This is a genomic window from Bradyrhizobium campsiandrae (genome assembly GCF_014529705.1).
Classification (GTDB): Bacteria; Pseudomonadota; Alphaproteobacteria; order Rhizobiales; family Xanthobacteraceae; genus Bradyrhizobium; species Bradyrhizobium campsiandrae.
The window spans coordinates 1-22,158 of sequence record NZ_JAANIH010000013.1 but is presented as its reverse complement, the minus strand read 5'-3'; the positions used below and the strand labels follow the sequence as shown (position 1 = coordinate 22,158).

Genomic DNA, 22,158 nt, shown 5'->3' with positions numbered 1-22,158 from the left:
TTTCGGTCGGGCCGCTTCTACAACGTCGCGCGCTGCTTGTCTCGCCCGATAGGCCCGTAAAGACCCATCCCTGCCGGGACGGGAAGGCGCTGGGGCTCGGGCTTTACCGGGGCCGTCTGGGCCCGCAGATCGGCCAATTCGACCCGCGCGGCGCGGGCATCTGCCTCATGCCGGCGTGCGGCGCGCCGCCAGTGCCGCTGGCCGAACCAGACGGCGCAGCCACCGGCGATGACGCCCAGGGCCGCCACAAGGATCAGCAGTAGGAACAGCGGCAGCGTGACCGACAGGGCCGGATCGGCCGCCATGAAAGGATCGAACGAGACGGTGACGAAATGCCGGTTGGCCACCGCGAAGGTCACCAGGATGAGGCCCAGCGGAATCACGATCAGCGCGGTCAGGAACTTTCGCATCGCGATCGCTCGTCTTGAATCCAGCTTGCCGCCGCATCATGCGGCCATCAGGTAAAACCCGGACGACAGACTTAAAACATGATCCGGAAAAGTGTGCAGCGGTTTTCCGAAAAGATCATGCTCAAACAATAACCTGAAGCGCGATCTTGTCGCGCTTCAGTCCGGCGCGCCCGGATCCGGATGGTCGCGGTTGAGCCGCTCGCGCATTTCCTTGCCGGTCTTGAAGAACGGAACGCTCTTCTGGTCGACGGGGACATGGGCGCCGGTGCGCGGATTGCGGCCGGCGCGCGCGGGGCGATGCTTCACCGAGAACGCACCGAAGCCGCGCAGCTCGACGCGGTCACCGCGCGCGAGGGCCGCTACGATCTCTTCGAGAATCGCATTCACAATGTTCTCGACATCCCGCTGGTACAGATGCGGGTTGTGCTCGGCGATACGCTGAACAAGTTCGGATTTGATCATCGAGAGATAGGACCCGGAAGCGTGCGGATGACCATTTCCGTGAAAATGCGTTGATCTGTCAAGACGCTAAATGAAGGTCGAGCGTCGTGAAAATGCGTGACAAATGCCGAAAAAGCAGGCTGCACCGCCACTCGCCAGACGCGAAAAAGGTCCGGAACTCGCGTTGTTCCGGCTGTTCCGGTCAATTCGACGCGGCCGGCTGCCACAAGGCCAGCATTCCATCCAGCCCGGCGCGATCCACCGCCTGCACCATGCCGGTTTGCGCGATTTGATGGGCAATCGAGCCGAATCCAAGCGCTTCCAGCGTCACCGCGGCAGCCGTCTTGAGGAACGGCAAATCGCCAAAGCGCGGCTCGAGCTTGTAATCGCGTACCGAAAGACCCTTCTTGACGCCCTTCTGCTCCTCGAGCCAGGTCACCGCGGTTTTCTCGTCGCCGAGCTGATCGATCAGCTTGAGATCGATCGCCTGGCGGCCGGTGAAGACACGGCCGTCGACGACTTTTTCGAGCTGCGTGTCATCCATGCCACGGCGCTGCTTCACCAGATCCTTGAACCAGGCATAGGAATCCTTGACCAGCGCATCCAGCGCGGCCCGCGCCTCCGGGCTGGTCGGCTCGAAACCGTTCGGCGCGGCCTTCAGTGGCGTGGACTTCACCTCCTCGACCTTGACGCCGATGGTCTTGAGGAGCTCGGAGACGTTGGGAAACTGGAACAGGACACCGATCGAGCCGACCAGCGAGCTCTGCTGGGCGATGATGTGGTCGCTGGCAATCGCGGTGATGTAGCCGCCGGAGGCCGCAAGCCCTTCGACCACCACGACCAGCGGCTTCTTCGCCTTCAGGCGCATCAAGGAATCATAGAGCTGCTCGGAGCCGGCAGTGGTGCCGCCGGGCGAATTGACGTGAACGATGACGGCGGCAGCCTGCGAATTCTCCAGCCGCTCCAGCGCCCGCGTGCGGTCGGCATCGCTGCGGATCAGGCCATCGATCTGCACCCGCGCAATCGAACCGGCCGTGGCAAACGTGCCGCGCGCCCCCGGCGTTGCGATCATCGCAAAGACCGCGATCGCGGCGATCGCGATTAGCGCGGCGACGACGCGCCAGAACGTCAGCTTGCGGCGAATCCTGCGGCGATCGACGATGATGTCCGAATCGAGCGACATCGAAATATCTCCAAATGAAAGGCCGCTGGCGTTGTGCCCGGTCACGAGGCGACCATCGGCTTGTCTGGATACATCAATTGCGGCGCAATTTGAAGAAAACAAGGCTGGTGGGCCGATGAGAGCCTGAGACGTCACCATGCCTTCGCTGTCGTCCCAACAAAAAAGCCCCGGCCGGAGCCGGGGCTTCGATGTGTCAGCGAAACGTTGGTTTCGCTTACTTGCTGTCGCGGTTCTTGAGCGCGGTGCCCAGGATGTCGCCGAGCGTCGCACCCGAATCCGAGGAGCCGTACTGCGCGATGGCTTCCTTCTCTTCAGCGACTTCGAGCGCCTTGATCGACACCTGGACCTTGCGGGCCTTCTTGTCGAACTGGATCACGCGGGCATCGACCTTCTCGCCGACGGCGAAGCGTTCGGCGCGCTGGTCGTTGCGGTCACGCGCGAGCTCCGAGCGCTTGATGAAGGTCGAGAAGTCGGTCCCGGTGATCTTCACCTCGATGCCGCTTTCCTTCACTTCGAGCACTTCGCAGGTCACGACCGCGCCCTTCTTGACATCGCCCGGCTCGGCGAAGGGGTCGCCTTCGAGCTGCTTGATGCCGAGCGAGATACGCTCCTTCTCGACGTCCACATCGAGCACCACGGCCTTCACCATGTCGCCCTTCTTGTAGTTGTCGATCACCTGCTCGCCCGGAAGCTTCCAGTCGAGGTCGGAGAGGTGGACCATGCCGTCGACATCGCCCTCGAGGCCCAGGAACAGACCGAACTCGGTCTTGTTCTTGACTTCGCCCTCGACCACCGAACCGGTCGGGTGACCTTCGACGAAGACCTCCCAGGGGTTGCGCATGGTCTGCTTGAGGCCGAGCGAGATGCGGCGCTTGACGGAATCGACTTCCAGCACCTGCACGTCGACTTCCTGCGAGGTCGACACGATCTTGCCGGGGTGCATGTTCTTCTTGGTCCACGACATCTCGGAGACGTGGATCAGGCCTTCGATGCCCGGCTCGAGCTCGACGAACGCACCGTAGTCGGTGATGTTGGTGACGCGGCCGGTGAAGCGGGCACCCAGCGGGTACTTGGCTTCGATGCCCTGCCACGGATCGTCCAGCAGCTGCTTCATGCCCAGCGAGATGCGGTGCGTCTCGTGGTTGATCTTGATGATCTTGACCTTCACGGTCTGGCCGATCGAGAGCACCTCGGTCGGGTGGTTGACGCGACGCCACGCGATGTCGGTGACATGCAGCAGGCCGTCGATGCCGCCGAGGTCAACGAACGCACCGTAATCGGTGATGTTCTTGACCACGCCGTCGATCACCTGACCCTCTTCGAGGTTCTGCACCAGCTCCTGACGCTGCTCGGCGCGGGTCTCTTCGAGAACCGTGCGGCGGGAGACGACGATGTTGCCGCGGCGGCGGTCCATCTTGAGGATCTGGAACGGCTGCGCGTTGTTCATCAGCGGCGCGACGTCGCGGATCGGACGGATGTCGACCTGCGAACGCGGCAGGAAGGCAACGGCGCCGTCGAGGTCGACGGTGAAGCCGCCCTTGACCTGGTTGAAGATGACGCCCGTGACCTTCTCGTTGTTCTGGAACGCCTTCTCGAGCTTGCCCCAGCTCTCTTCGCGGCGCGCCTTGTCGCGCGACAGCACGGCTTCGCCGAGGGCGTTTTCGATGCGATCGAGGAACACTTCCACCTCGTCGCCAACCTTGATTTCGCTGTCACGGCCGGGGCCGGAAAATTCGCGCAGCGCAACGCGGCCTTCGGTCTTCAGGCCGACGTCGATGACGGCCATGTCCTTTTCAATTGCAACCACCTTGCCCTTGACGACCGAGCTCTCCTGCAGATTGCCACCTGCGAAGGACTCGTCGAGCATCGCGGCGAAATCGTCGCGCGACGGGCTATAGGTATCAGCGGAAGTCGAAGCCATTTGTTCTCCAGTTGCGGATGTCTTGCCGGCCGTTGGGTTCATGGGCGTATCGCGCGCGCAGTGTCGGAAGGCCCGCAAGACCTTCGAGCGACCGCTCACTGCTCCGGCCTGGAGAGGCGGAACAGCGGAAGCGGGCCGGCAGAGGCCCGCGCGTTCGATACGTGGAAATTCTTGTGTCCGGAGCCTGGATCGCATCGGTCCCCAAACAGGCACCGAGAGTATCGACCTCAAAGAGCGGGAGCGGGCACTTCCTCCAATGACGGCTGCGGCTTAACCCCGCGACCGGCCCGCTCGGACGGCCTCGATAATGTCGATGGCGGCCCGGACGCCGCCTTCTATATCCAGTTGGGAGTTGTCTAGCAAGTAAGCATCCGCCGCCGGTTTTAAAGGCGCAATCGGCCGGTTCTTGTCCCTTTCGTCGCGCCGGATGATGTCGGCGAGCACCGCCGCCTCGTCTGCCTCTTCGCCCCGCGCCCTGGCTTCCATGGTGCGACGGCGGGCACGGACCCTGGGGTCGGCCACGACGAAGATCTTCACGTCGGCGTGGGGGCAGATCACGGTTCCGATATCCCGGCCATCGAGCACCGCGCCGGGCGGATCGGCGGCGAATTGCCGCTGAAAATTGACCAGCGCCTCGCGAACCCTAGGGATAGCCGAGACGATCGAGGCCCCCTCGCCGGCCTCCTGGGTCTTCAGGGCGGGATTGCCGAACTTTTCGGGATCGAGCTCCAGCGCGGCCTGCACCGCGGCCGCCTCGTCCCGGAGATCATGGCCTGATTGCATCAGGGCGTAGGCGACCGCGCGATAGATCACGCCGGTATCGAGGTGACGATAACCGTAGTGATGCGCGAGGCGCTTGCCGAGTGTCCCCTTGCCCGAGGCCGCGGGGCCGTCGATGGCGATGATCATGAAAAGTCGGCCCCAAGCGAACGCATCATCGGAATGAAATCGGGAAAGCTGGTGGCGATGAAGGCAGTGTCGTCGACCGTCACAGGCTGGTCGGAGGCACAGCCCATCACCAGCGCCGACATCGCGATACGATGGTCCATATGGGTGGCGACAGTGCCGCCGCCGGGGACATGGCCGCGGCCCTCGACGATCAGATCGTCGCCGGAGACCTCGACCTTGACGCCGTTGACGCGCAGCATCGCGGCGGTGGCCTCGAGCCGGTCGGATTCCTTGACACGCAGCTCCTGCAGACCACGCATGATGGTGGGGCCCTCGGCGAAAGCCGCCGCCACTGCCAGCACCAGATATTCGTCGATCATCGAGGGCGCGCGCTCCGGCGGCACCTCGACGCCGCGCAGCTTCGAGGCGCGCACGCGCAAGCGCGCCATCGGCTCGCCGGCATCGCCGCGGACTTCGCTTTCCTCGATGGACGCACCCATTTCACGCAGCGTCGTCAACAGGCCGGTGCGCAAAGGATTGGTCATGACATCAGAAAGAACGACATCGGAGCCTTCGACGATCAGCGCCGCGACGACCGGAAATGCCGCCGAAGACGGATCGGCCGGCACGATGACGTCGGCGCCATGCAGCTCGGGCTGGCCGACCAGCGTAATGCGGCGGCCGTGAGCCCCCTCGGCCACCGCGGTGATGTCGGCGCCGAAATGCTTCAGCATCAGCTCGGTATGATCCCGGCTGGCCTCGTTCTCGATCACGGTGGTGGTGCCCGGCGCCGCAAGGCCCGCCAGCAGCACGGCCGATTTGATCTGGGCCGAGGCGACCGGGGTCTGGTAGGTGATCGGCAACGGATCGCGCGCGCCCTGGAGGGTCAGCGGCAACCGGCCGCCCTCGCCGCCGGAGACGACCTTGGCGCCCATCTTTTCGAGCGGGTCGAGGATCCGGCGCATCGGGCGGCTGCGCAGCGAGGCGTCGCCGTCGAAGTCAGCCGAGATCGGGCAGCCGGCGACGGCGCCCATGACCAGGCGGCAGCCGGTGCCGGAGTTGCCGAAATCCAGCGGCGCCCTGGGCTGGGCGAATCCGCCGACACCCACACCCTGCACCGTCCAGGCGAAATTGCCGGTGCGCTCGACCTTGGCGCCGAGCGCCTGCATGGATCTGGCGGTGTTGAGGACGTCCTCGCCCTCGAGAAGGCCCGTAATCCGGGTCTCGCCGACGGCGAGCGCGCCCAGGATCAGGGCGCGGTGGGAAATAGACTTGTCCCCGGGCACCCGTACTTTTCCGGTCAGGGGACCGCTCGAGCGCGACGTCAACGGTGCCGGCTTGTCGGAATGGGTCAAGATTGTGTCCTTGGATGCGCCCGAAGGGGTTGCGGGCAGGTACCACATGGTCTCCCCGCCGTCACGGGCATGTCTTTCTCCCGTAATGCGCTATTGACAGCGGGCCGCCAACTAGCCAAGTGAAGCACCGCTTTTCAGACATTCCTAGGATTCCTGCCGTGGCCAAGTCCGAACTCGGAACCAAACGTATTTGCCCGACCACGGGCAAGAAATTCTACGACCTCAACAAGAATCCGGTGATCTCGCCCTATACGGGCGAGGTGGTGCCGATCGCGCCGATCGCGCCCGCCCGCGCGAGCCGCGGGGCCGAGGCCCGTCACGCTGCAGCTGCAGACACCGCGCCGGAGCCGGCGGAATCGGAAGAGTTGGTCTCGCTCGAGGAGGCCGATGCCGAGGAGAACACCGGCAAGGTCAAGGCCGTCGTCCCCGAATCCGAGGACGATATCGAAGTCGATGAGACCCTCGACGACGATGATGACGATGATTCGACCTTCATTGCCGACGAAGAAGAGGGCGATGAGGACGTGACCGACATCATTGGTGATGTCGGAGGCGATGAAGAGACTTGAGATCAGTCCTGATCTGTGAAAAAGGGTGCACCGCGCGAGTCGAAAGGCTCGCCGGCCGGGAGTGATCCCCCCAGGGATCGCTCCAAGGGTTAAGGGGCCATAGCTCAGCTGGGAGAGCGCTTGCATGGCATGCAAGAGGTCGGCGGTTCGATCCCGCCTGGCTCCACCACGCTTCGCCCTTCGGGCTACGCGTGGCGCAGCCACGACGGAGCCTGAAGGGCGAAGCGTGGCGTCCGGCGAAGCCCGCAGGGCGAAGACGGACTGGTAGCGTTCCGAGATTTCTTCCTTCTCTATCTTTATCCCACTGCCCAGACGCGAGCCGTCAATGTGGTACGTCTACATCCTCCGCAGCGTCGAATTTCCTGATCGGGAATACATCGGCGCCACGGAAGATCTGAAGCGACGGGTGCCTGAACATAACGCCGGCAAGTCCGCTCACACCGCCAAGTTCAAACCGTGGAAGCTGGTCTGATACTGCGCCTTCCCTGACAAGATGAAGGCCTTGGCGTTCGAGAAATATCTCAAGTCGCACTCGGGCAGAGCCTTTTCGAAAAAGCGGCTCTGCTAAGCCCTACTCCCCAATCACCGCATTCAGCCGATCCCTCAGCGCGACGATCTCGTCTTTCATCGCGACCAGCTCCGACACCGAGCAGGCCGATGCGGCCAGGATCGACTGCGGCACGCTGCGCGCCCTCTCCTTGAGCGATTGGCCCTGCGGCGTCAGCGCGATCAGGACCTGGCGCTCGTCCTCGCTCGAGCGCGTGCGCTTGACCAGATGGGCCGCCTCCAGCCGCTTCAGCAGCGGGGTCAGCGTGCCCGAATCGAGAAACAGCCTCTCGCCGATGTCTTTCACCGGCACGTCGTCGCGCTCCCACAGCACCAGCATGACAAGATATTGCGGATAGGTCAGGCCGAGCCGGTCGAGCAGCGGCTTGTAGACGCGGTTGAAGGCGTGCGCGGCTGAATAGACGGCGAAGCAGATCTGGTTGTCGAGGCGTTGCGGATCGAGGGTCGACAGTTTCCGGGCCATGGGGAATCTCTATAGAGTGACCCCCATTGTGGGACCGGAGGGGCCTACATTCAATTGCGAACAATTAAATGTGAGGCATGCAAAATTAGATTGCGCGCAATCTAATTGTTTGCGATGTAGAGCTCACCCCAACCCTGCAGCCCCCTGAGGAGACGAAAATGTCCGTGAACGTCCTTTACAAGACCAGCGCAAAAGCCACCGGCGGCCGCGACGGCCATGCCGCGACCCTCGATGGCGCGCTCGACGTCAAGCTCACCACGCCGAAGGAGCTCGGTGGTGGCGGCGGCGCCGGCAACAATCCCGAGCAGCTGTTCGCAGCCGGCTATGCCGCCTGCTTCATCGGCGCGATGAAGTTCGTGGCCTCGCAGGGCGGTCCGAAGGTCCCCGCTGATGCCTCCGTGACCTCGACCGTCGGCATCGGCCCGCGCTCGGAAGGCGGCTTTGGTCTCGACATCGACCTCGCTGTCTCGCTGCCGGGCCTGTCCCGCGCGGAGGCCGAGGCGCTGGTCGAGAAGGCGCACCAGGTGTGCCCGTACTCCAATGCGACGCGCGGCAATGTCGACGTTCGCCTGACGGTCGTCTGATCCGACGGTGGATTGGCTGGCCCGAGATCCCCCTCGGGCCGGCCGCTTCGATTTGCCACGCCGCGGGATGACGCGGCGACGCATACGCCCCCACGCGGCAAGCCATTGCTGCCGTCCGCGAACCTCGCTAGGCCTGTGCTCAAACGTCGACACAGGGAAAGCGAAGGCATGACTGAAGCCGTTTCGGGCGCAATGAGCGGACTGCGCGTCATCGATCTCACGCGCGTGCTTGGCGGTCCCTACTGCACCCAGATCCTCGCCGACCACGGCGCCGACGTGATCAAGGTCGAGCCGCCCGCAGGCGACGAGGTGCGCGACTGGGGTCCTCCCTTCCACGAGGACGACGCGGCCTATTTCATCGGCATCAACAGAAACAAGCGCTCGATCGGCCTCGACCTCGCTTCCGAGGGCGGCCGCGTGGTGCTGCTCAAGATGCTGGAGACGGCGGACGTCCTGATCGAGAATTTCAAGCCGGGCACGCTGGAGAAATGGGGCATCGGCAACGACGTCATCAGCAACAAATTTCCGCGCCTCGTGCATTGCCGGATCTGCGGCTTCGGCGCCGACGGTCCGCGCGGCGGCAATCCCGGCTATGACGCCATCATCCAGGCGATGACCGGGATGATCGCAGCGACCGGCTCGGTGGAGAGCGGCCCGATGCGGATCGGCGTACCCCTGGTCGACATCACCACCGGGCTTTATGCAGCGATCGGCATCCTGATGGCGCTGTCGGAGCGGCAGCGCTCCGGCAAGGGCCAGTTCCTGGAGACGACGCTGTACGAAACGGGTCTCGCCATCATGCACCCGCACACGGCGAATTATTTCATGCATGGCAAGCCGCCCGGCCTGACCGGCAACGAGCATCCGAACCTCGTTCCCTACGCAATCTTCCCGACCAAGACCGACAACATCTTCATCGGCGTCGGCAATGACGGCACCTTCCGCAAGCTCGCCAAGGAGATCGGCAAGCCCGAGCTCGGCACCGATCCGCGCTTTGCCCGCAACAAGGACCGCATCGCCAATCGCGAGGCGCTGCGCGCCGAGCTTGCCGCAGTGTTCAGCCAGCACGAGGCCGAGCCGCTGTGCAATCGCCTGCTCGCCGCGGGCCTGCCCGCGGGACCGGTGCAGAAGATCGACCAGGCGCTGACCAACCCGCACACCATCGCCCGCGGCGATGTCATCGAGAAGGAGTGGTACAAGGGCGTTGCTTCGCCGATCCGGCTCGATCGCAGCAAGCCGAGCCTGCGCCGCCTGCCGCCGAAGTTCAGCCAGCACTCCCAGGAGGTGCTGGGCGAGTTCGGCTACTCCAAGTCGGAAATCGACGCGCTGGTCGCGCAGGGCGTGGTCTGCGGGCCCGAGCGCAAGCGCTAGGGCCCCTACCACTCCACCGATGCGATGCCGCACTGCGGCGCGGGCACATCCGCGCACCGTGAACGATGGCGGCCGCGCGCAGCGCGTTCGCCTATTTGATGGCTTTCCTTTTCAAGCGCTTGCCGCTTTCGTTTCGGCCGCTTACACAGTCATGTGAACGTCATATGGCGCTGCTAGCGCAAGCGCTTCTTTATTGACGGCTGAGGGAGGTTTTTTGATGGCTCTTCGATTCTTTGGGGCGGCTGCCGCTGTTGCAATCACTGTCGGCATGACGGCTTCGCCGGCGCTGGCTGTCACTGAAATCCAGTGGTGGCACGCGATGACGGGCGCCAACAACGACGTCATCGTCAAGCTCGCCAACGACTTCAACGCCTCGCAGAGCGACTACAAGGTCGTCCCGACCTACAAGGGCAGCTATCCCGACACCATGAACGCCGGCATCGCCGCCTTCCGCGCCGGCAACGCCCCGCACATCATGCAAGTGTTCGAAGTCGGCACCGCGACCATGATGGCCGCGACCGGCGCGGTGAAGCCCGTCTACAAGCTGATGGCCGACGCCGGCGAGAAGTTCGATCCCAAGGCCTATTTGTCTGCGATCACCGGTTACTACTCGACCTCGAAGGGCGAGATGCTGTCCTTTCCCTTCAACTCGTCGTCGACCGTGATGTGGGTCAATCTCGACGAGCTGAAGAAGGTGGGCGCCGAGATTCCGAAGACCTGGCCCGAAGTGTTCGAGGTCGCCAAGAAGCTGCATGACAACGGTCACCCGACCTGCGGCTTCTCCAACTCCTGGGTCACCTGGGTCAATCTCGAGCAGCTCTCCGCCTGGCACAACGTGCCGCTCGCGAGCAAGGCGAACGGCCTTGACGGCTTCGACACCAAGCTCGAATTCAACGCGCCGCTGCAAGAGAAGCACCTCGAAAAACTGGTCGAGCTGCAGAAGGACAAAACCTACGACTACGCCGGCCGCACCAACCAGGGCGAAGGCCGCTTCACCTCGGGCGAATGCGCGATCTACCTGACCTCGTCGGCCTTCTTCGGGAACGTCAAGGCGCAGGCCAAGTTCAACTTCACCGCCGCGCCGATGCCGTATTACCCTGACGTCAAGGGCGCGCCGCAGAACTCGATCATCGGCGGTGCCTCGCTCTGGGTGATGGGCGGCAAGTCGGCCGACGAATACAAGGGCGTGGCGAAATTCCTCACCTTCCTCTCGGACACCGATCGTCAGGTCTACATCCACAAGGCCTCGGGCTATCTGCCGATCACCAAGGCGGCCTACGAGAAGGCCAAGGCCGAGGGCTTCTACAAGGACCAGCCCTATCTCGAGACCCCGCTGCTCGAGCTGACCAACAAGGAGCCGACCGAAAATTCGCGCGGCTTGCGCCTCGGCAACATGGTCCAGCTGCGTGACGTCTGGGCGGAAGAAATCGAACAGGCGCTGGCCGGCAAGAAGACCGCCAAGCAGGCGCTCGATGCCTCGGTGGAGCGCGGCAACACGATGCTGCGCCAGTTCGAAAAGACCGCCGTAAAATAAGGCGAACGCGCTGGCGGGCCGCGCGACGAGTGGCCCGCCGGCGCACCCATCATGCAAAAGCAAGCGATTTTCAAATCAAAGCTGCTTCCTTACGCGCTGGTTGCGCCGCAACTCGCGATCGTGCTGATTTTCTTCTACTGGCCGGCCTTGCAGGCCGTGATCCAGTCGTTCCTGCTCCAGGATGCGTTCGGTCTCTCGGTTAGCTTCGTCTGGTTCGACAATTACGTCGAACTGTTCAGCGAACCCGCCTATTTCGAGACTGTTGTCCGGACCTTCATCTTCTCGTTCGCGATCGCGGCGTCCTCACTCTCGGTGGCGCTGCTGCTCGCCGTGATGGCGGACAAGCCCTTGCGCGGCGGAGCGGTCTACCGCACGCTGCTGATCTGGCCCTATGCGGTGGCGCCGCCCGTGGTCGGCGTGCTCTGGGTCTTCATGCTGCATCCTTCGCTCGGCGTGCTCTCGCGCTACTTACGCGCCGCCGGCATCGAATGGAATCCACTGCTCGACGGCGACCAGGCCGCGACGCTCGTCATCCTCGCCGCCGCCTGGAAGCAGATCTCGTATAATTTCCTGTTCTTCCTCGCGGGGCTCGCGGCCATTCCGAAGAGCGTGCTCGAAGCCGCAGCGATCGACGGCGCGCGGCCGATGCGCAGATTCTGGACCGTGACCTTCCCGCTGCTGTCGCCGACCATCTTCTTCCTCCTAGTCGTCAACATCGTCTACGCCTTCTTCGACACGTTCGGCATCATCGACACCATGACGCGCGGCGGCCCCGGCAAGTCGACGGAAACGCTGGTCTACAAGGTCTATAACGACGGCCTGATCGGCGGAAACCTCGGCAGCTCCGCGGCGCAGTCGGTGATCCTGATGATCATGGTCATCGTGCTGACCGGGATCCAGTTCCGCTTCGTCGAACGCAAGGTGACCTACTAATGGTCGAGCAGGAGGGCTTCAGGCGTTATGTCGCCCACATCATCCTCTGGATCGGCATCGCGATCGTCGCGTTCCCGGTCTACGTCGCCTTCATTGCCTCGACCCAGGACAACGCGCTGATCGCCAACGGCCAGATGTCGCTGCTCCCCGGCGGTCACTTCTTCGAGGTCTACTACCAGACCATCTTCGTCGGCACGAGCGGCTCGACCCGCGAGCCGGTCGGCAACATGATGCTGAATTCGCTGATCATGGCGATCATGGTCGCGGTCGGCAAGATCGCGATCTCGATCATCTCCGCCTATGCGATCGTCTATTTCCGCTTTCCCTTCCGGATGCCGATCTTCTGGATCATCTTCATCACCCTGATGCTGCCGGTCGAGGTCCGCATCTATCCGACCTATAAGATCGTCGCCGACCTGCACATGCTCGACAGCTATGCCGGCCTCGCACTGCCGCTGATTGCGTCGGCCACCGCGACGCTGCTGTTCCGCCAGTTCTTCATGACCGTGCCGGATGAGCTCCTGGAGGCCTCGCGGATCGACGGCGCGGGTCCGCTGCGCTTCTTCTGGGATACGCTGCTGCCGCTGTCGCGCACCAACATGGCGGCGCTGTTCGTGATCCTTTTCATCCTCGGCTGGAATCAATATCTCTGGCCGCTCTTGATCACCACGCGCGACGACATGCAGACCATCCAGATCGGCATTCGCAAGATGATGACCACCAACGATGCGCTGACCGAATGGCCGATCGTGATGGCGACCGCCGTGCTGGCCATGCTGCCGCCGGTGTTCGTCGTCGTTGCCATGCAGAAATTGTTCGTGCGCGGCCTGGTCGAGACGGAGAAGTAAAGCGAGATGGCCAACGTCACCCTGCGCAACGTCCACAAGACCTACACCGGCGGCTTCGAGGCGATCAAAGGCGTCAATGTCGATGTCGGCGACGGCCAGTTCTGCGTGCTGGTCGGCCCCTCCGGCTGCGGCAAGTCCACGCTGCTGCGCATGGTCGCAGGCCTCGAGACCGTCACCGGCGGCGAGATCGACATCGGTGGCAAGGTCGTCAACCAGGTCGAGCCCGCCGACCGCGACATCGCGATGGTGTTCCAGAACTACGCGCTCTATCCGCATATGAGCGTCTACAACAACATGGCCTACGGCCTGCGCAATCGCGGCATGAAGGAAGCCGAGATCAAGACGCGTGTCGAGGAAGCCGCGCGCGTGCTCGAGCTCTCGGCCATGCTGGAGCGCAAGCCGCGCCAGCTTTCCGGCGGCCAGCGCCAGCGCGTCGCCATGGGCCGCGCCATCGTGCGCCAACCGAAAGTATTTTTGTTCGACGAGCCGCTGTCGAACCTCGACGCCAAGCTCCGCATCTCGATGCGCGTCGAGATCCGCAAATTGCAGCGCCGGCTCAACGTCACCTCGATCTACGTCACCCACGACCAGCTCGAGGCGATGACGCTCGCCGACATTCTCGTCGTCATGAACGGCGGCCAGGTCGAGCAGATCGGCAACCCGCTCGCGATCTACCAGAAGCCGGCGACCACTTTCGTCGCCTCCTTCATCGGCGCACCGCCGATGAACCTGATGTCGACGCGCGCGGACGAGATCAAGTCGCAGCTCGGCGGCCGCGCGGGCGAGGCCGGCATTCTCGGCATCCGCCCGGAGGATCTTGTCATCACGAACGAGACGCCATCAGGCGGCGTTGCACTGTCGCTGACCGTGGACGCGATCGAGCGCGTCGGTGCCGAAACCTTCGTCTATGGCTCGCGTGCCCCGGACGCGCAGCGCGTCGCCGCCACGCCGGGCGAGTTGCCGCCGGGCGAGGTCATCGTCCGCATCCCCGGAACCGAGGCGCCCGCGATCGGCGCGAAAATCCGGGTCGCTGCTATCAGCAACAAGCTGCATCTGTTCAGCGGCGACGGGCGGACGCGAATCGAGGCCTGACCGGTTCCAGGCCTCTCAGCGAAAACAACCCCATGCACAGTAGACGGGGCGTTGTTTTCGTTGACGGAATTCGCCCCTCAGGCGCGTCGCGGCGAGGACGTCGCAAGCAGTGAATCCGCAGCCCGCGCTACGTCCTTGAACCCCCACAGGGATATGCCCATATTGCTGACCAAGGGGCGCCGCTTCTGGGCCCTGAGGTACCAAAGTCGCTTCGAGAGGACTTTGTAAACTATGTCTCGTGTTCCCACGTTATCCAGTCCGTTCCTTCTGGGCTTCGACGAGATCGAGCGCGTGCTCGACCGCGTCGTCAAAGGCGCCGACGGTTATCCTCCCTACAATATCGAGAGGTGCGACCGCGCGGATGGCCAGCCGGAGCGCTTACGCATCACGCTGGCGGTCGCCGGCTTCACCCGCGACCAACTCGATGTAACCATTGAGGAAAGCCAGCTCGTGATCCGCGGGCGGCAGCAGGACGACAAGTCCCGGCAATACATCCATCGCGGCATCGCCGCGCGCCACTTCCAGCGCACCTTCGTGCTGGCGGAGGGGATGCTGGTGCTGGGTGCGGATCTGAAGAACGGGTTGTTGTCGATCGACCTTGCAAGGCCCGAACCGGAGCGGATCGTTAAGACAATCGCTATCAATGAGCACGAATAATGGAACGAGTAGCGGACTCGACCGCTTAGTTCGTCAGAGGAGTCGAGACCATGAGTGAAGGTCACGTTGCGTTCGAATACGAAGCCAAGAACGTCTCGCCCGAGACGCTGGCAACCCTGGGCGAAGGTCACATCGCCTATGTGAAGCAGATCCGTTCCGAGGACGTACCGGACCTGTTCCCCGAGGCGCCGAAGATTGCGCCCGGTCTCAAGCTGTTCGCGCTCCACGCCGCCGACGGCACGCCGATCATGCTGACCGACAGCCGCGAAGCCGCGGTCGCCAACGCCTGGAGCAACGAGCTGCAAGCGGTGAGCGTGCACTGAGCGCGCGCGCTCCGGACAAAGTGAGTTTCAAACGGGCATGCCTTCAGACGAAGGCGTGCCCGTTTTGCATCTTGAGAGAGGATGTTTCGGCGTTGCTGTCGCGCGCGCTGCGAAACACCCGGAGTCCTGCCATGAACCCGGGTCACCCCCTGGGGGCAGCGCAGCTCTGAACGCTTGCATCCGCCAGCGCGTCGAAGACGGCCGGCGTGCGTTCCAGGCGGGCGATCGTTCGCGCGCCTTCGAGGGCGGCGACCAACGCGGCTGCGGTCGAGGATGCGCGCGCGGGCGCGAAGCCGCATCCCCGAAAATGCTCCGCAATCACCTCGGTTGAATCGACAAATCCGCGCGCGACCCGCTTGGTCAGATCAGGGTCGAGGGCAGGCAGCTCGTTCGCCAGATTCTGCATGAGACATCCATACTGGAAATCGGAGGCGACCATTTCGGCGGCGAATGTCCTGAAAATCTCACGAACAAAATTCAGAGCGTCGCCCGTCGTATTCGCCGAGATATTTCGCAAGACCGCGATCCGGCTCGCCACGTAATGATCGATTGCTTCCTCCGCGAGCTGGGCCTTGCCGCGCGGAAAGTGAAAGTAGAACGATCCCTTTGGCGCGCCGCTTTCCTCGATGATCTGGGTCAATCCAGTCGCCGTGAAGCCCTGGATGCGAAACAGTCGTTCGGCAGTGGCAATCGCGCGAGCGCGCGCGTCAGTCTTGCGTGGCATGGCGGAAGCGTAACAGCTTTCGCTTGACGTTACTATGGTGATCGACATACTATGGTGATCACCATAGTAACTGGCGCCCTTCCTCATGAGCCTTCCAATCAGTTCCAGCCCATCGGCGTCCCGACGAGCCGTCCTGGCGATGGGCGCGACCGGCCTGATCGCGGCTTCACTTCGACCGGCCCGCGCAAACCCCATGGGAGAAACAGGTTTGGACACATTAACGTACGGCGCGGGAACGCTTCCCAAGGGGGTCCGCTCGCGCATGATCCATGGGGTCAACGGCCTCGATGTCCATGTTCTCGAGGCCGGGTACGAAAGTCCCGGCCGGCCACTCGCGCTGCTGCTGCATGGCTTTCCGGATTTGGCTTACGGCTGGCGGCACCTCATCCCGATCCTGGCGGACGCCGGGTACCATGTCGTTGCGCCCGATCAGCGGGGATTTGGTCGCACCACCGGCTGGGTGAATAGCTACGACGCCGCGCTCGGACCCTTCAGCCTCCTGAACATGACGCGTGACGCGATCGGATTGGTTTCGGCGTTGGGGTATCGGCGCACGGCCATGCTCGTCGGGCACGACTTCGGCTCGCCCGTCGCGGCCTATTGCACGCTGGCGCGACCTGACGTCTTTCCCTCGGTGGTGCTGATGAGCGCACCGTTCCCCGGTCCGCCGGCGTTTCCGTTCAACACCGCAGACAGCGAAGCATCGCAGGTTCAACTGAGCAGTGAGAATCAAAAGTTGGCGGCCGCGCTGGCGGCGCTCGATCCGCCGAGAGCGTATTACCAACACTATTTGAGCACACGGGGCGCCAACGATGACATGTGGCACCCCCCGCAGGGCCTACATGCGTTTCTTCGCGCATTTTTCTACGTCAAGAGCGCCGACTGGCCGGGAAACAAGCCGCATCCGCTGACGTCGCGAAGCGCCGTCGAACTTGCACAAATGCCGACCTATTACGTCATGGATCTCGGCAAGACGATGCCCGAGACCGTCGCTCCATTCCAACCCTCCGACGCCGAGGTCCAGGCCTGCAAATGGCTCACCGAGGCGGAGCTCGGCGTGTACACACGGGAATATGACCGCACCGGCTTTCAAGGCGCCCTGCAGGCCTATCGGGTCTATTCCGATCCTGACCTGAACGCCGAGTTGCGCCTGTTTTCGGGCAAAACGGTCGATGTCCCCTCGCTTTTCATCGGCGGCATGAGCGATTGGGGCACCTATGCGGCGCCGGGCGCGCTCGATCTGATGAGGACGAAGGCGACAACGCGGATGGGCGGCATCGAGCTGATCGACGGCGCCGGTCATTGGATCCAGCAGGAGCAGCCGCATCGTCTCGGCATGCTCCTGCTCGCCTTCATCAAGGGGACGGGTGGGCCGGCCAATCACGCTGACTGACGTGAAGCCGCTGTCGCCAATGCCTGGTGCAGCGAGTTGCAGGCCGTCAGCGTGCACTGAACGCGCGCGCGTCGCGCGAAAGAGTTTTTGGCGGGCACGCCTTCGCAGGAAGGCGTGCCCGTTTCCATTTGAGAGTGATGTTCGCGTCGCATGCGAGATGCGGCGGCATTGGCAGTTGGCTCCCTCTCCCGCTTGCGGGGGAGGGCTGGGGTGGGGGCTGTCTCCGCATTGGGATTGTAGAGAATTGCAGAGGATGTCCCTGAGCGGTGAGAACCCTCACCCGCCGCGCGCGGGACGATGCTTCGCATCGCCCCCGGGCGCGCGGCCTCTCCCGCAAGCGGGAGAGGCGGAGCAAGCCCACCGTCCTCGTGAAATCCATAAGCGATTCCCCTGCCCGCGTGCGGCGCCACGGCCGCACGCACACGACACCGTCATCGATCCGTGATTTGACATTTCATTCACATTTGTCAAATCTGACAAAATGCAGGCCAAATCCCCGACCGCCAAGGCCCCGCCCCAGGACCGCATCCTCGACGCCGCCATGCGCGTGTTCCGGCGCCACGGCTTCCGTCGCTCCTCGATCGAGCAGGCGGCGGAGGAGGCCGGGCTGACGCGGCAGGCGCTGTATCATCACTTCGCCTCCAAGGAGGCGCTGTTTCGCGCCGTGCTCGAGCGGCTCTACGAGCAGGGGCTCGCGGCGGAAATCGCGGCGGCGAGGGCGGCGGAGGAGGAAGGCCTCGCCCTTGCCGACATCCTGGTCGCCCAGATCGGCGCGCGGATGCAGTCGCTGCTCTCTTCCCTCAAGGACTCGCCCCATACCGAGGAGCTGTTTTCCGAGCACCTCGCGCAGGCGCGCGACCTCTACCAGAGCTATTCCAGCCGTTTCAGCGAGGAGATCGCAACCACGATCGCGCGGGTGTGCCGCACGCGAAAGCTCAACCTCGCAAGCGGCATCACGGTGCGCGAGCTCGCGCGCTGCGTCGAGATGGCGATCCACGGCACCAAATCCGCTTTCCCGTCGATGCAGCCGCTCGACGCGTTCCTGAAACAGCTCGAGACCATGCTGCGCATGTTGATCGCCGGCGCGATGGCGCCTGCTGCGAAGAAGTCCCCACGCAAAACGGGAGCTCGAAAATGACCAGCACGACCGTCAATGGAAAGCCTCTGGCGTTACCCGACGATCCGGATGCGCTCCTGATCGACGTGATCCGCGATGCCGGCCTCACCGGCACCAAGCTCGTCTGCGGCTCCGGCGTCTGCGGCGCCTGCACCGTGCTGCTCGACGGCGCACCCGTCGTGAGCTGCCTGTTGCCGGCGCAGGCGGCCGCCGGCAAATCGCTGACGACCATCGAGGGCGTCGGAACAGCCGAATTGCATCCGGTGCAGAAGGCGTTCATGGCGCACGATGCCCTGCAATGCGGCTTCTGCACGCCGGGCTTTGTCGTCGAAGCCACCGCCTTCCATGACAGCTGGCGCGCGACCAGGGGCGCGGCGACACCCTCGCGCGAGGAGATTGCCGCCGCACTCTCAGGACATCTCTGCCGCTGCGGCGCCTATGAAGGCATTTTTCGCGCGGTGGCGGAGGCCTGTTCAGGCCGTTTCGACGGCAATGATCCCATTGCGCCGCGGCTGGAAGCCCGCGACAAGGTGACGGGATCAGCCCGTTACACCGTCGACATCCGCCACGACGGCCAGCTCGAAGGCGTCATCCTGCGCGCGCACGTCGCGCATGCGCGGATCACCGGGCTCGATCTGGCGCCGGCGCGCGCCATTGCCGGCGTCGCCGCGGTGGTTCCGCTGCTCGACGACGACAATATGATCCGCTTTGTCGGCGCGCCGATTGCCGCCGTCGCGGCCAGGGATCGCCGCACCGCGCTCAAAGCCATCGCCGCCATCACCTTCAAGCCCGAGCCGTTGCCCGCGGTGATCGGGCTCGACGCGGCGCGACGCGACGATGCGCCCGTCGTATTCGACAAGAACGACCGCAAGCGTGCCGGCAACGTCTCCGAGGGCGCCGCCGGCGCGCCGGTGTCGTGGAAGGGCAATGTGCGCGGGCCTTCGGCGCCGTTCTCGCAGAAGGCCAAGCAGGCCAAAAGCTGGCTCGACGAGGCGCGGGCGCAACGCAATCCGCTGCTGGTCGAGGAAACCTTCCGCGTCTCGACACAACAGCACGCCAGCCTCGAACCCCATGCCGCCGTGGCCAGGTTCGATGGCGATCAGCTCACCGTGCACATCTCGACCCAGGCCGTCCACGAGAGCATGGAGAAGATCGCCAAGCGCTATGGCCTTCCGCACGACAAGGTGCGTGTGATCGCCGATCATGTCGGCGGCGGGTTCGGCTCCAAGGGCAGCCTTGGCCTCGAGACCATCGCCGCGATCGAGCTTGCGCGCGCCGCAAGAGCGCCGGTGCGGGTCGCCTTCGATCGTGAAGAGGAGCTTTCCGTCACCGGCTATCGTCCAGCCGCCGAGCTGAAACTGTCCTTGCTGCCTTCGACGGAAGGCCGCCTCAAGGCGCTGTCGCTCACCGCACATGCCGACACCGGCGCCGCCGTGAACTCGCTGATCGCGGGCCTGGCGCGGCTGATCTATCCGGCCGAAGCAAAGGAGCTCGTCGACTTCGACGTGCTCAGCAATCTGCCGCCCGGCGCGCCGTTCCGCGGCCCCGGCGGTCCGCCGATGTCGTTTGCGCTGGAGCAGGCGGTCGACGAAGCGGCGCTGCGCATGAAGGTCGATCCGATTCAGCTGCGGAAGCGCTGGGACCCCGATCCCAACCGCCAGCGACTGTACGACTGGGCCGCCGGCCTCGACGTCTGGAAGAACCGCAAGCCGGCCGGCTCGCAAGACGGCCGTTTCAGGCGCGGCGTCGGCGTCGCCACCGGCTACTGGCTCTATCTCTGGCAGACCGGCTCCTCGGTCGAGCTCGCGGTCAAGGGCGGCCGCATCGTCGCAAGCTGCGCGGTGCAGGATATCGGCACCGGCACGCGCAGCGTGATCGCGAACACCGTCGCGAAGGCGTTCGATCTCGAGCCGCAGGATGTCGAGGTTCGCATCGGCCGCTCCAACCTGCCGCCGGGACCCGGCTCCGGCGGCAGCCGCGTCACCGCCTCGGTGGTGCCGCCGACCTTGCTCGCCATCGACAGGCTGAAAGCGGAGATCAAGCGCAGCGCGTCTCGGACGCCGGCTCCGGGCTCGAACGCACCATGGCGCGAGATGATCGCGGCCTCCCCAGACATCGTCGTGTCGGCGAAACGCCAGGAGGACGGCAGGCCGCCGCCCGGCATCAGACCCGCGCTGCACGAGGCCGGCATCATGGGCCGGGTGTTCGGTTGGGTGCTGCGGCTGATGAACCACATGGTGGTCGGCGCCGGCGTGCCGAGCTCGGTGCAAGTGATGGAGGTCGAGGTCGATACATGGCTCGGCCATGTGCGCGTGCTCAACGCCTATACCGGCCTTGCGATCGGCAAGCTCGCCGCGCCGATTCTGGCGCGAAGCCAGGCCGCAGGCGCGGTGATCCAGGGCATCGGCTATGCACTCTACGAGACGCGGGAGACCGATCCCTCGAGCGGCCACATCCTGAGCGGCAGCATGGAGGATTACCGCATTCCGGGGATCGCCGACATGCCGAAGCTGGACGTGCATTTCGACGAGGCCGGCTTCGAGCATGTGCCGGGAGGCAGCGTCGGCATCGGCGAAGTCGCGACCGTGCCGACCTCGCCCGCGATCGCCAACGCCATCCGCGATGCGATCGGCGTGAGGTTGACGGAAATTCCATTCCGGCCCGATCGTCTGGTGGCCGCGCTGAAAGGCAGGGATGCAGCATGAGTGTCGCAATCATGGCGCCCGCCCCCGAATTTCGCGCCGGAGGCACCGACCTCAGCGAGCGCCGCCGCAGCGGCGTGTCGCAGGGGCCGCTGATGGATATCTCGGCCAGCGGCGACAAAGCGATCAGCTGGGACGCCGGCGGAGCAGCCCGGATCGGTGCGCTTGCTACCATCGCCACCATCGCGACGGACCCGCGCATCGCCGCCGCCTATCCCGGCATTGCGGCGAGCGCGCAAGGCCTCGCCACGCCGCAGGTGCGCCAGGTTGCGACGCTCGGCGGCAATCTCGCGCAGCGGTCGCGCTGCTGGTATTTCCGCCGGGCCGACATCGATTGCCTGAAGAAAGGCGGCAGCACCTGCCCTGCCAGGTCAGGCAATCATCTCTATGGCGTCGCCTTCGATCTCGGGCCTTGCGTCGCGCCGCATCCATCGACCATGGCGGCGGCGCTGCTCGCCTATGATGCGACCATCACCACGGACCGGCGCAGCGGACTCTCGATTGCGGATGTGCTCGGCGACGGCTCGATCGCACACGCCGACCATACACTCGCAGCAGGCGAGATGATCAAAAGCATTGCGCTTCCTGCTCCGCTTCAGGCCGAGCGCGCGTCCTACAAGCGGGCGATCAGCCGGACCTATGCGGAATGGCCGCTGGCGGAGCTCTGCGCCCGCGTTGTGATCGCCGACGGCAAGTTTCAATTCGTGCGTCTCGCTGCCGGCGGCATCGCGCCCGTGCCGCTTCGCCTCGCCGCCGCGGAAGCCGCGCTTCATGGCAAGATCGCCAATGCGGCATCGATCGCAGACGCGGCGAAAGCGGCGACCTCAGGCGCCAAACCATTGCCGATGACGGCCTACAAGCTCGATCTTCTGCAAGGGCTGGTGCGCGACGTGCTGGAGCGGCTTTTGGATTGAAGCGTGATGAGATTGGGTTTCATCTGACGCGACAGGGGAGCTGCATTCCCTCCCCCCTTGTGGGGGAGGGGCAGGGAGGGGGGTAGCCCAGGAAAGGGTGTTCGTTGTTGATGAAGTGCGTAAGGGACGCGATGGAAAGAGTCCCCGTGTGGCACCCCCCTCCCTGCCC

At 64.4% G+C, this 22,158-nt stretch carries 21 protein-coding genes, 1 tRNA gene and 1 pseudogene; 15 read left to right on the top strand and 8 right to left on the bottom strand.

Annotated features, from left to right (window positions below; translation table 11 throughout):
* Positions 1 to 17: 17 nt before the first annotated feature.
* From G8O24_RS11845 to aroA, 6 genes are all read right to left on the bottom strand, one after another.
* A complete protein-coding gene (locus G8O24_RS11845) occupies positions 18 to 410 on the bottom strand; it encodes a lipopolysaccharide assembly protein LapA domain-containing protein (RefSeq protein WP_188099363.1) in 393 nt (130 codons plus the stop codon).
* Positions 411 to 566: 156 nt separating this feature from the next.
* Positions 567 to 872 (bottom strand): integration host factor subunit beta, encoded by a 306-nt coding sequence (locus G8O24_RS11840; RefSeq protein ID WP_007598410.1) that lies wholly within the window; start codon positions 870 to 872, stop codon positions 567 to 569.
* A gap of 181 nt (positions 873 to 1,053) precedes the next feature.
* Positions 1,054 to 2,034 (bottom strand): signal peptide peptidase SppA, encoded by a 981-nt coding sequence (sppA, locus tag G8O24_RS11835; RefSeq protein ID WP_188099361.1) that lies wholly within the window; start codon positions 2,032 to 2,034, stop codon positions 1,054 to 1,056.
* Positions 2,035 to 2,248: 214 nt separating this feature from the next.
* Positions 2,249 to 3,955, bottom strand: a complete 1,707-nt coding sequence (gene rpsA, locus G8O24_RS11830) for a 30S ribosomal protein S1 (protein WP_188099359.1) — start codon at positions 3,953 to 3,955, stop codon at positions 2,249 to 2,251.
* 270 nt (positions 3,956 to 4,225) lie between these two features.
* A complete protein-coding gene (gene cmk, locus G8O24_RS11825) occupies positions 4,226 to 4,864 on the bottom strand; it encodes a (d)CMP kinase (protein WP_188099357.1) in 639 nt (212 codons plus the stop codon).
* Complete coding sequence (aroA, locus tag G8O24_RS11820) at positions 4,861 to 6,246, bottom strand: 3-phosphoshikimate 1-carboxyvinyltransferase (protein WP_376708073.1); 1,386 nt, start codon at positions 6,244 to 6,246, stop codon at positions 4,861 to 4,863. Before aroA ends, cmk begins: the two co-directional genes overlap by 4 nt.
* A 110-nt stretch (positions 6,247 to 6,356) precedes the next feature.
* Between aroA and G8O24_RS11815 the strand changes: the two genes are divergently transcribed.
* The 3 genes and pseudogenes from G8O24_RS11815 (at position 6,357) to G8O24_RS11805 (ending at position 7,335) form a co-directional block, all read left to right on the top strand.
* Complete coding sequence (locus tag G8O24_RS11815; RefSeq protein WP_188099353.1) at positions 6,357 to 6,767, top strand: TIGR02300 family protein; 411 nt, start codon at positions 6,357 to 6,359, stop codon at positions 6,765 to 6,767.
* 93 nt (positions 6,768 to 6,860) lie between these two features.
* Positions 6,861 to 6,936: transfer RNA gene (locus G8O24_RS11810), tRNA-Ala, on the top strand.
* 156 nt (positions 6,937 to 7,092) lie between these two features.
* Positions 7,093 to 7,335 (top strand): annotated as a pseudogene (locus G8O24_RS11805) (GIY-YIG nuclease family protein).
* Positions 7,336 to 7,338: 3 nt separating this feature from the next.
* On the opposite strand, the gene G8O24_RS11800 reads toward G8O24_RS11805, so the two are convergent.
* The gene (locus G8O24_RS11800; RefSeq protein WP_188099351.1) at positions 7,339 to 7,797 is read right to left on the bottom strand and encodes a MarR family winged helix-turn-helix transcriptional regulator; all 459 of its coding nucleotides are present in this window, start codon (positions 7,795 to 7,797) and stop codon (positions 7,339 to 7,341) included.
* 158 nt (positions 7,798 to 7,955) lie between these two features.
* Here G8O24_RS11800 and G8O24_RS11795 point away from each other — a divergent pair, with 158 nt between their 5' ends.
* The 8 genes from G8O24_RS11795 to G8O24_RS11760 all read left to right on the top strand — a co-directional run bounded on the left by G8O24_RS11795 (position 7,956) and on the right by G8O24_RS11760 (position 15,139).
* The gene (locus tag G8O24_RS11795) at positions 7,956 to 8,381 is read left to right on the top strand and encodes an organic hydroperoxide resistance protein (RefSeq protein WP_188099349.1); all 426 of its coding nucleotides are present in this window, start codon (positions 7,956 to 7,958) and stop codon (positions 8,379 to 8,381) included.
* A 168-nt stretch (positions 8,382 to 8,549) separates the two neighbouring features.
* A complete protein-coding gene (locus G8O24_RS11790; protein WP_188099348.1) occupies positions 8,550 to 9,752 on the top strand; it encodes a CaiB/BaiF CoA transferase family protein in 1,203 nt (400 codons plus the stop codon).
* Between the two features lie 217 nt (positions 9,753 to 9,969).
* On the top strand, positions 9,970 to 11,286 hold the full coding sequence (gene ugpB, locus G8O24_RS11785) for a sn-glycerol-3-phosphate ABC transporter substrate-binding protein UgpB (protein WP_188099346.1): 1,317 nt from the start codon (positions 9,970 to 9,972) through the stop codon (positions 11,284 to 11,286).
* Positions 11,287 to 11,337: 51 nt separating this feature from the next.
* Positions 11,338 to 12,219, top strand: coding sequence for a sn-glycerol-3-phosphate ABC transporter permease UgpA (gene ugpA, locus G8O24_RS11780; RefSeq protein ID WP_188099344.1), 882 nt, complete (start codon positions 11,338 to 11,340; stop codon positions 12,217 to 12,219).
* Positions 12,219 to 13,067 (top strand): sn-glycerol-3-phosphate ABC transporter permease UgpE, encoded by an 849-nt coding sequence (ugpE, locus tag G8O24_RS11775; RefSeq protein WP_188099342.1) that lies wholly within the window; start codon positions 12,219 to 12,221, stop codon positions 13,065 to 13,067. Before ugpA ends, ugpE begins: the two co-directional genes overlap by 1 nt.
* 6 nt (positions 13,068 to 13,073) lie before the next feature.
* On the top strand, positions 13,074 to 14,159 hold the full coding sequence (locus G8O24_RS11770; RefSeq protein WP_188099340.1) for a sn-glycerol-3-phosphate import ATP-binding protein UgpC: 1,086 nt from the start codon (positions 13,074 to 13,076) through the stop codon (positions 14,157 to 14,159).
* A gap of 231 nt (positions 14,160 to 14,390) precedes the next feature.
* Complete coding sequence (locus G8O24_RS11765) at positions 14,391 to 14,816, top strand: Hsp20 family protein (protein WP_188099338.1); 426 nt, start codon at positions 14,391 to 14,393, stop codon at positions 14,814 to 14,816.
* Between the two features lie 50 nt (positions 14,817 to 14,866).
* Complete coding sequence (locus G8O24_RS11760; RefSeq protein WP_018645064.1) at positions 14,867 to 15,139, top strand: BQ00720 family protein; 273 nt, start codon at positions 14,867 to 14,869, stop codon at positions 15,137 to 15,139.
* Between the two features lie 142 nt (positions 15,140 to 15,281).
* On the opposite strand, the gene G8O24_RS11755 is transcribed toward G8O24_RS11760, so the two are convergent.
* The gene (locus G8O24_RS11755) at positions 15,282 to 15,863 is read right to left on the bottom strand and encodes a TetR/AcrR family transcriptional regulator (protein WP_188099336.1); all 582 of its coding nucleotides are present in this window, start codon (positions 15,861 to 15,863) and stop codon (positions 15,282 to 15,284) included.
* 262 nt (positions 15,864 to 16,125) lie between these two features.
* Between G8O24_RS11755 and G8O24_RS11750 the strand changes: the two genes are divergently transcribed.
* The 4 genes from G8O24_RS11750 to G8O24_RS11735 all read left to right on the top strand — a co-directional run bounded on the left by G8O24_RS11750 (position 16,126) and on the right by G8O24_RS11735 (position 21,989).
* The gene (locus G8O24_RS11750; RefSeq protein ID WP_188099589.1) at positions 16,126 to 17,256 is read left to right on the top strand and encodes an alpha/beta fold hydrolase; all 1,131 of its coding nucleotides are present in this window, start codon (positions 16,126 to 16,128) and stop codon (positions 17,254 to 17,256) included.
* Positions 17,257 to 17,737: 481 nt separating this feature from the next.
* Positions 17,738 to 18,394 (top strand): TetR/AcrR family transcriptional regulator, encoded by a 657-nt coding sequence (locus G8O24_RS11745; protein ID WP_188099334.1) that lies wholly within the window; start codon positions 17,738 to 17,740, stop codon positions 18,392 to 18,394.
* Complete coding sequence (locus G8O24_RS11740; protein ID WP_188099332.1) at positions 18,391 to 21,078, top strand: molybdopterin-dependent oxidoreductase; 2,688 nt, start codon at positions 18,391 to 18,393, stop codon at positions 21,076 to 21,078. Before G8O24_RS11745 ends, G8O24_RS11740 begins: the two co-directional genes overlap by 4 nt.
* Positions 21,075 to 21,989: an FAD binding domain-containing protein gene (locus tag G8O24_RS11735; RefSeq protein WP_188099330.1), complete on the top strand. Its 915-nt coding sequence runs from the start codon at positions 21,075 to 21,077 to the stop codon at positions 21,987 to 21,989. Before G8O24_RS11740 ends, G8O24_RS11735 begins: the two co-directional genes overlap by 4 nt.
* Positions 21,990 to 22,158 lie beyond the last annotated feature (169 nt).

What these genes read in the sequence shown, in the direction of transcription:
- G8O24_RS11760 (WP_018645064.1), top strand. Translation starts at nt 14,867, where the DNA reads ATGAGTGAAGGTCACGTTGCGTTCGAATACGAAGCCAAGAACGTCTCG.
- G8O24_RS11770 (WP_188099340.1), top strand. Translation starts at nt 13,074, where the DNA reads ATGGCCAACGTCACCCTGCGCAACGTCCACAAGACCTACACCGGCGGC.
- G8O24_RS11765 (WP_188099338.1), top strand. Translation starts at nt 14,391, where the DNA reads ATGTCTCGTGTTCCCACGTTATCCAGTCCGTTCCTTCTGGGCTTCGAC.
- G8O24_RS11790 (WP_188099348.1), top strand. Translation starts at nt 8,550, where the DNA reads ATGACTGAAGCCGTTTCGGGCGCAATGAGCGGACTGCGCGTCATCGAT.
- G8O24_RS11845 (WP_188099363.1), bottom strand. Translation starts at nt 410, where the DNA reads ATGCGAAAGTTCCTGACCGCGCTGATCGTGATTCCGCTGGGCCTCATC.
- ugpB (WP_188099346.1), top strand. Translation starts at nt 9,970, where the DNA reads ATGGCTCTTCGATTCTTTGGGGCGGCTGCCGCTGTTGCAATCACTGTC.
- G8O24_RS11735 (WP_188099330.1), top strand. Translation starts at nt 21,075, where the DNA reads ATGAGTGTCGCAATCATGGCGCCCGCCCCCGAATTTCGCGCCGGAGGC.
- G8O24_RS11795 (WP_188099349.1), top strand. Translation starts at nt 7,956, where the DNA reads ATGTCCGTGAACGTCCTTTACAAGACCAGCGCAAAAGCCACCGGCGGC.
- ugpA (WP_188099344.1), top strand. Translation starts at nt 11,338, where the DNA reads ATGCAAAAGCAAGCGATTTTCAAATCAAAGCTGCTTCCTTACGCGCTG.
- G8O24_RS11745 (WP_188099334.1), top strand. Translation starts at nt 17,738, where the DNA reads ATGCAGGCCAAATCCCCGACCGCCAAGGCCCCGCCCCAGGACCGCATC.
- G8O24_RS11840 (WP_007598410.1), bottom strand. Translation starts at nt 872, where the DNA reads ATGATCAAATCCGAACTTGTTCAGCGTATCGCCGAGCACAACCCGCAT.
- ugpE (WP_188099342.1), top strand. Translation starts at nt 12,219, where the DNA reads ATGGTCGAGCAGGAGGGCTTCAGGCGTTATGTCGCCCACATCATCCTC.
- G8O24_RS11755 (WP_188099336.1), bottom strand. Translation starts at nt 15,863, where the DNA reads ATGCCACGCAAGACTGACGCGCGCGCTCGCGCGATTGCCACTGCCGAA.
- aroA (WP_376708073.1), bottom strand. Translation starts at nt 6,246, where the DNA reads ATGTGGTACCTGCCCGCAACCCCTTCGGGCGCATCCAAGGACACAATC.
- rpsA (WP_188099359.1), bottom strand. Translation starts at nt 3,955, where the DNA reads ATGGCTTCGACTTCCGCTGATACCTATAGCCCGTCGCGCGACGATTTC.
- G8O24_RS11740 (WP_188099332.1), top strand. Translation starts at nt 18,391, where the DNA reads ATGACCAGCACGACCGTCAATGGAAAGCCTCTGGCGTTACCCGACGAT.
- cmk (WP_188099357.1), bottom strand. Translation starts at nt 4,864, where the DNA reads ATGATCATCGCCATCGACGGCCCCGCGGCCTCGGGCAAGGGGACACTC.
- G8O24_RS11800 (WP_188099351.1), bottom strand. Translation starts at nt 7,797, where the DNA reads ATGGCCCGGAAACTGTCGACCCTCGATCCGCAACGCCTCGACAACCAG.
- G8O24_RS11750 (WP_188099589.1), top strand. Translation starts at nt 16,126, where the DNA reads ATGATCCATGGGGTCAACGGCCTCGATGTCCATGTTCTCGAGGCCGGG.
- sppA (WP_188099361.1), bottom strand. Translation starts at nt 2,034, where the DNA reads ATGTCGCTCGATTCGGACATCATCGTCGATCGCCGCAGGATTCGCCGC.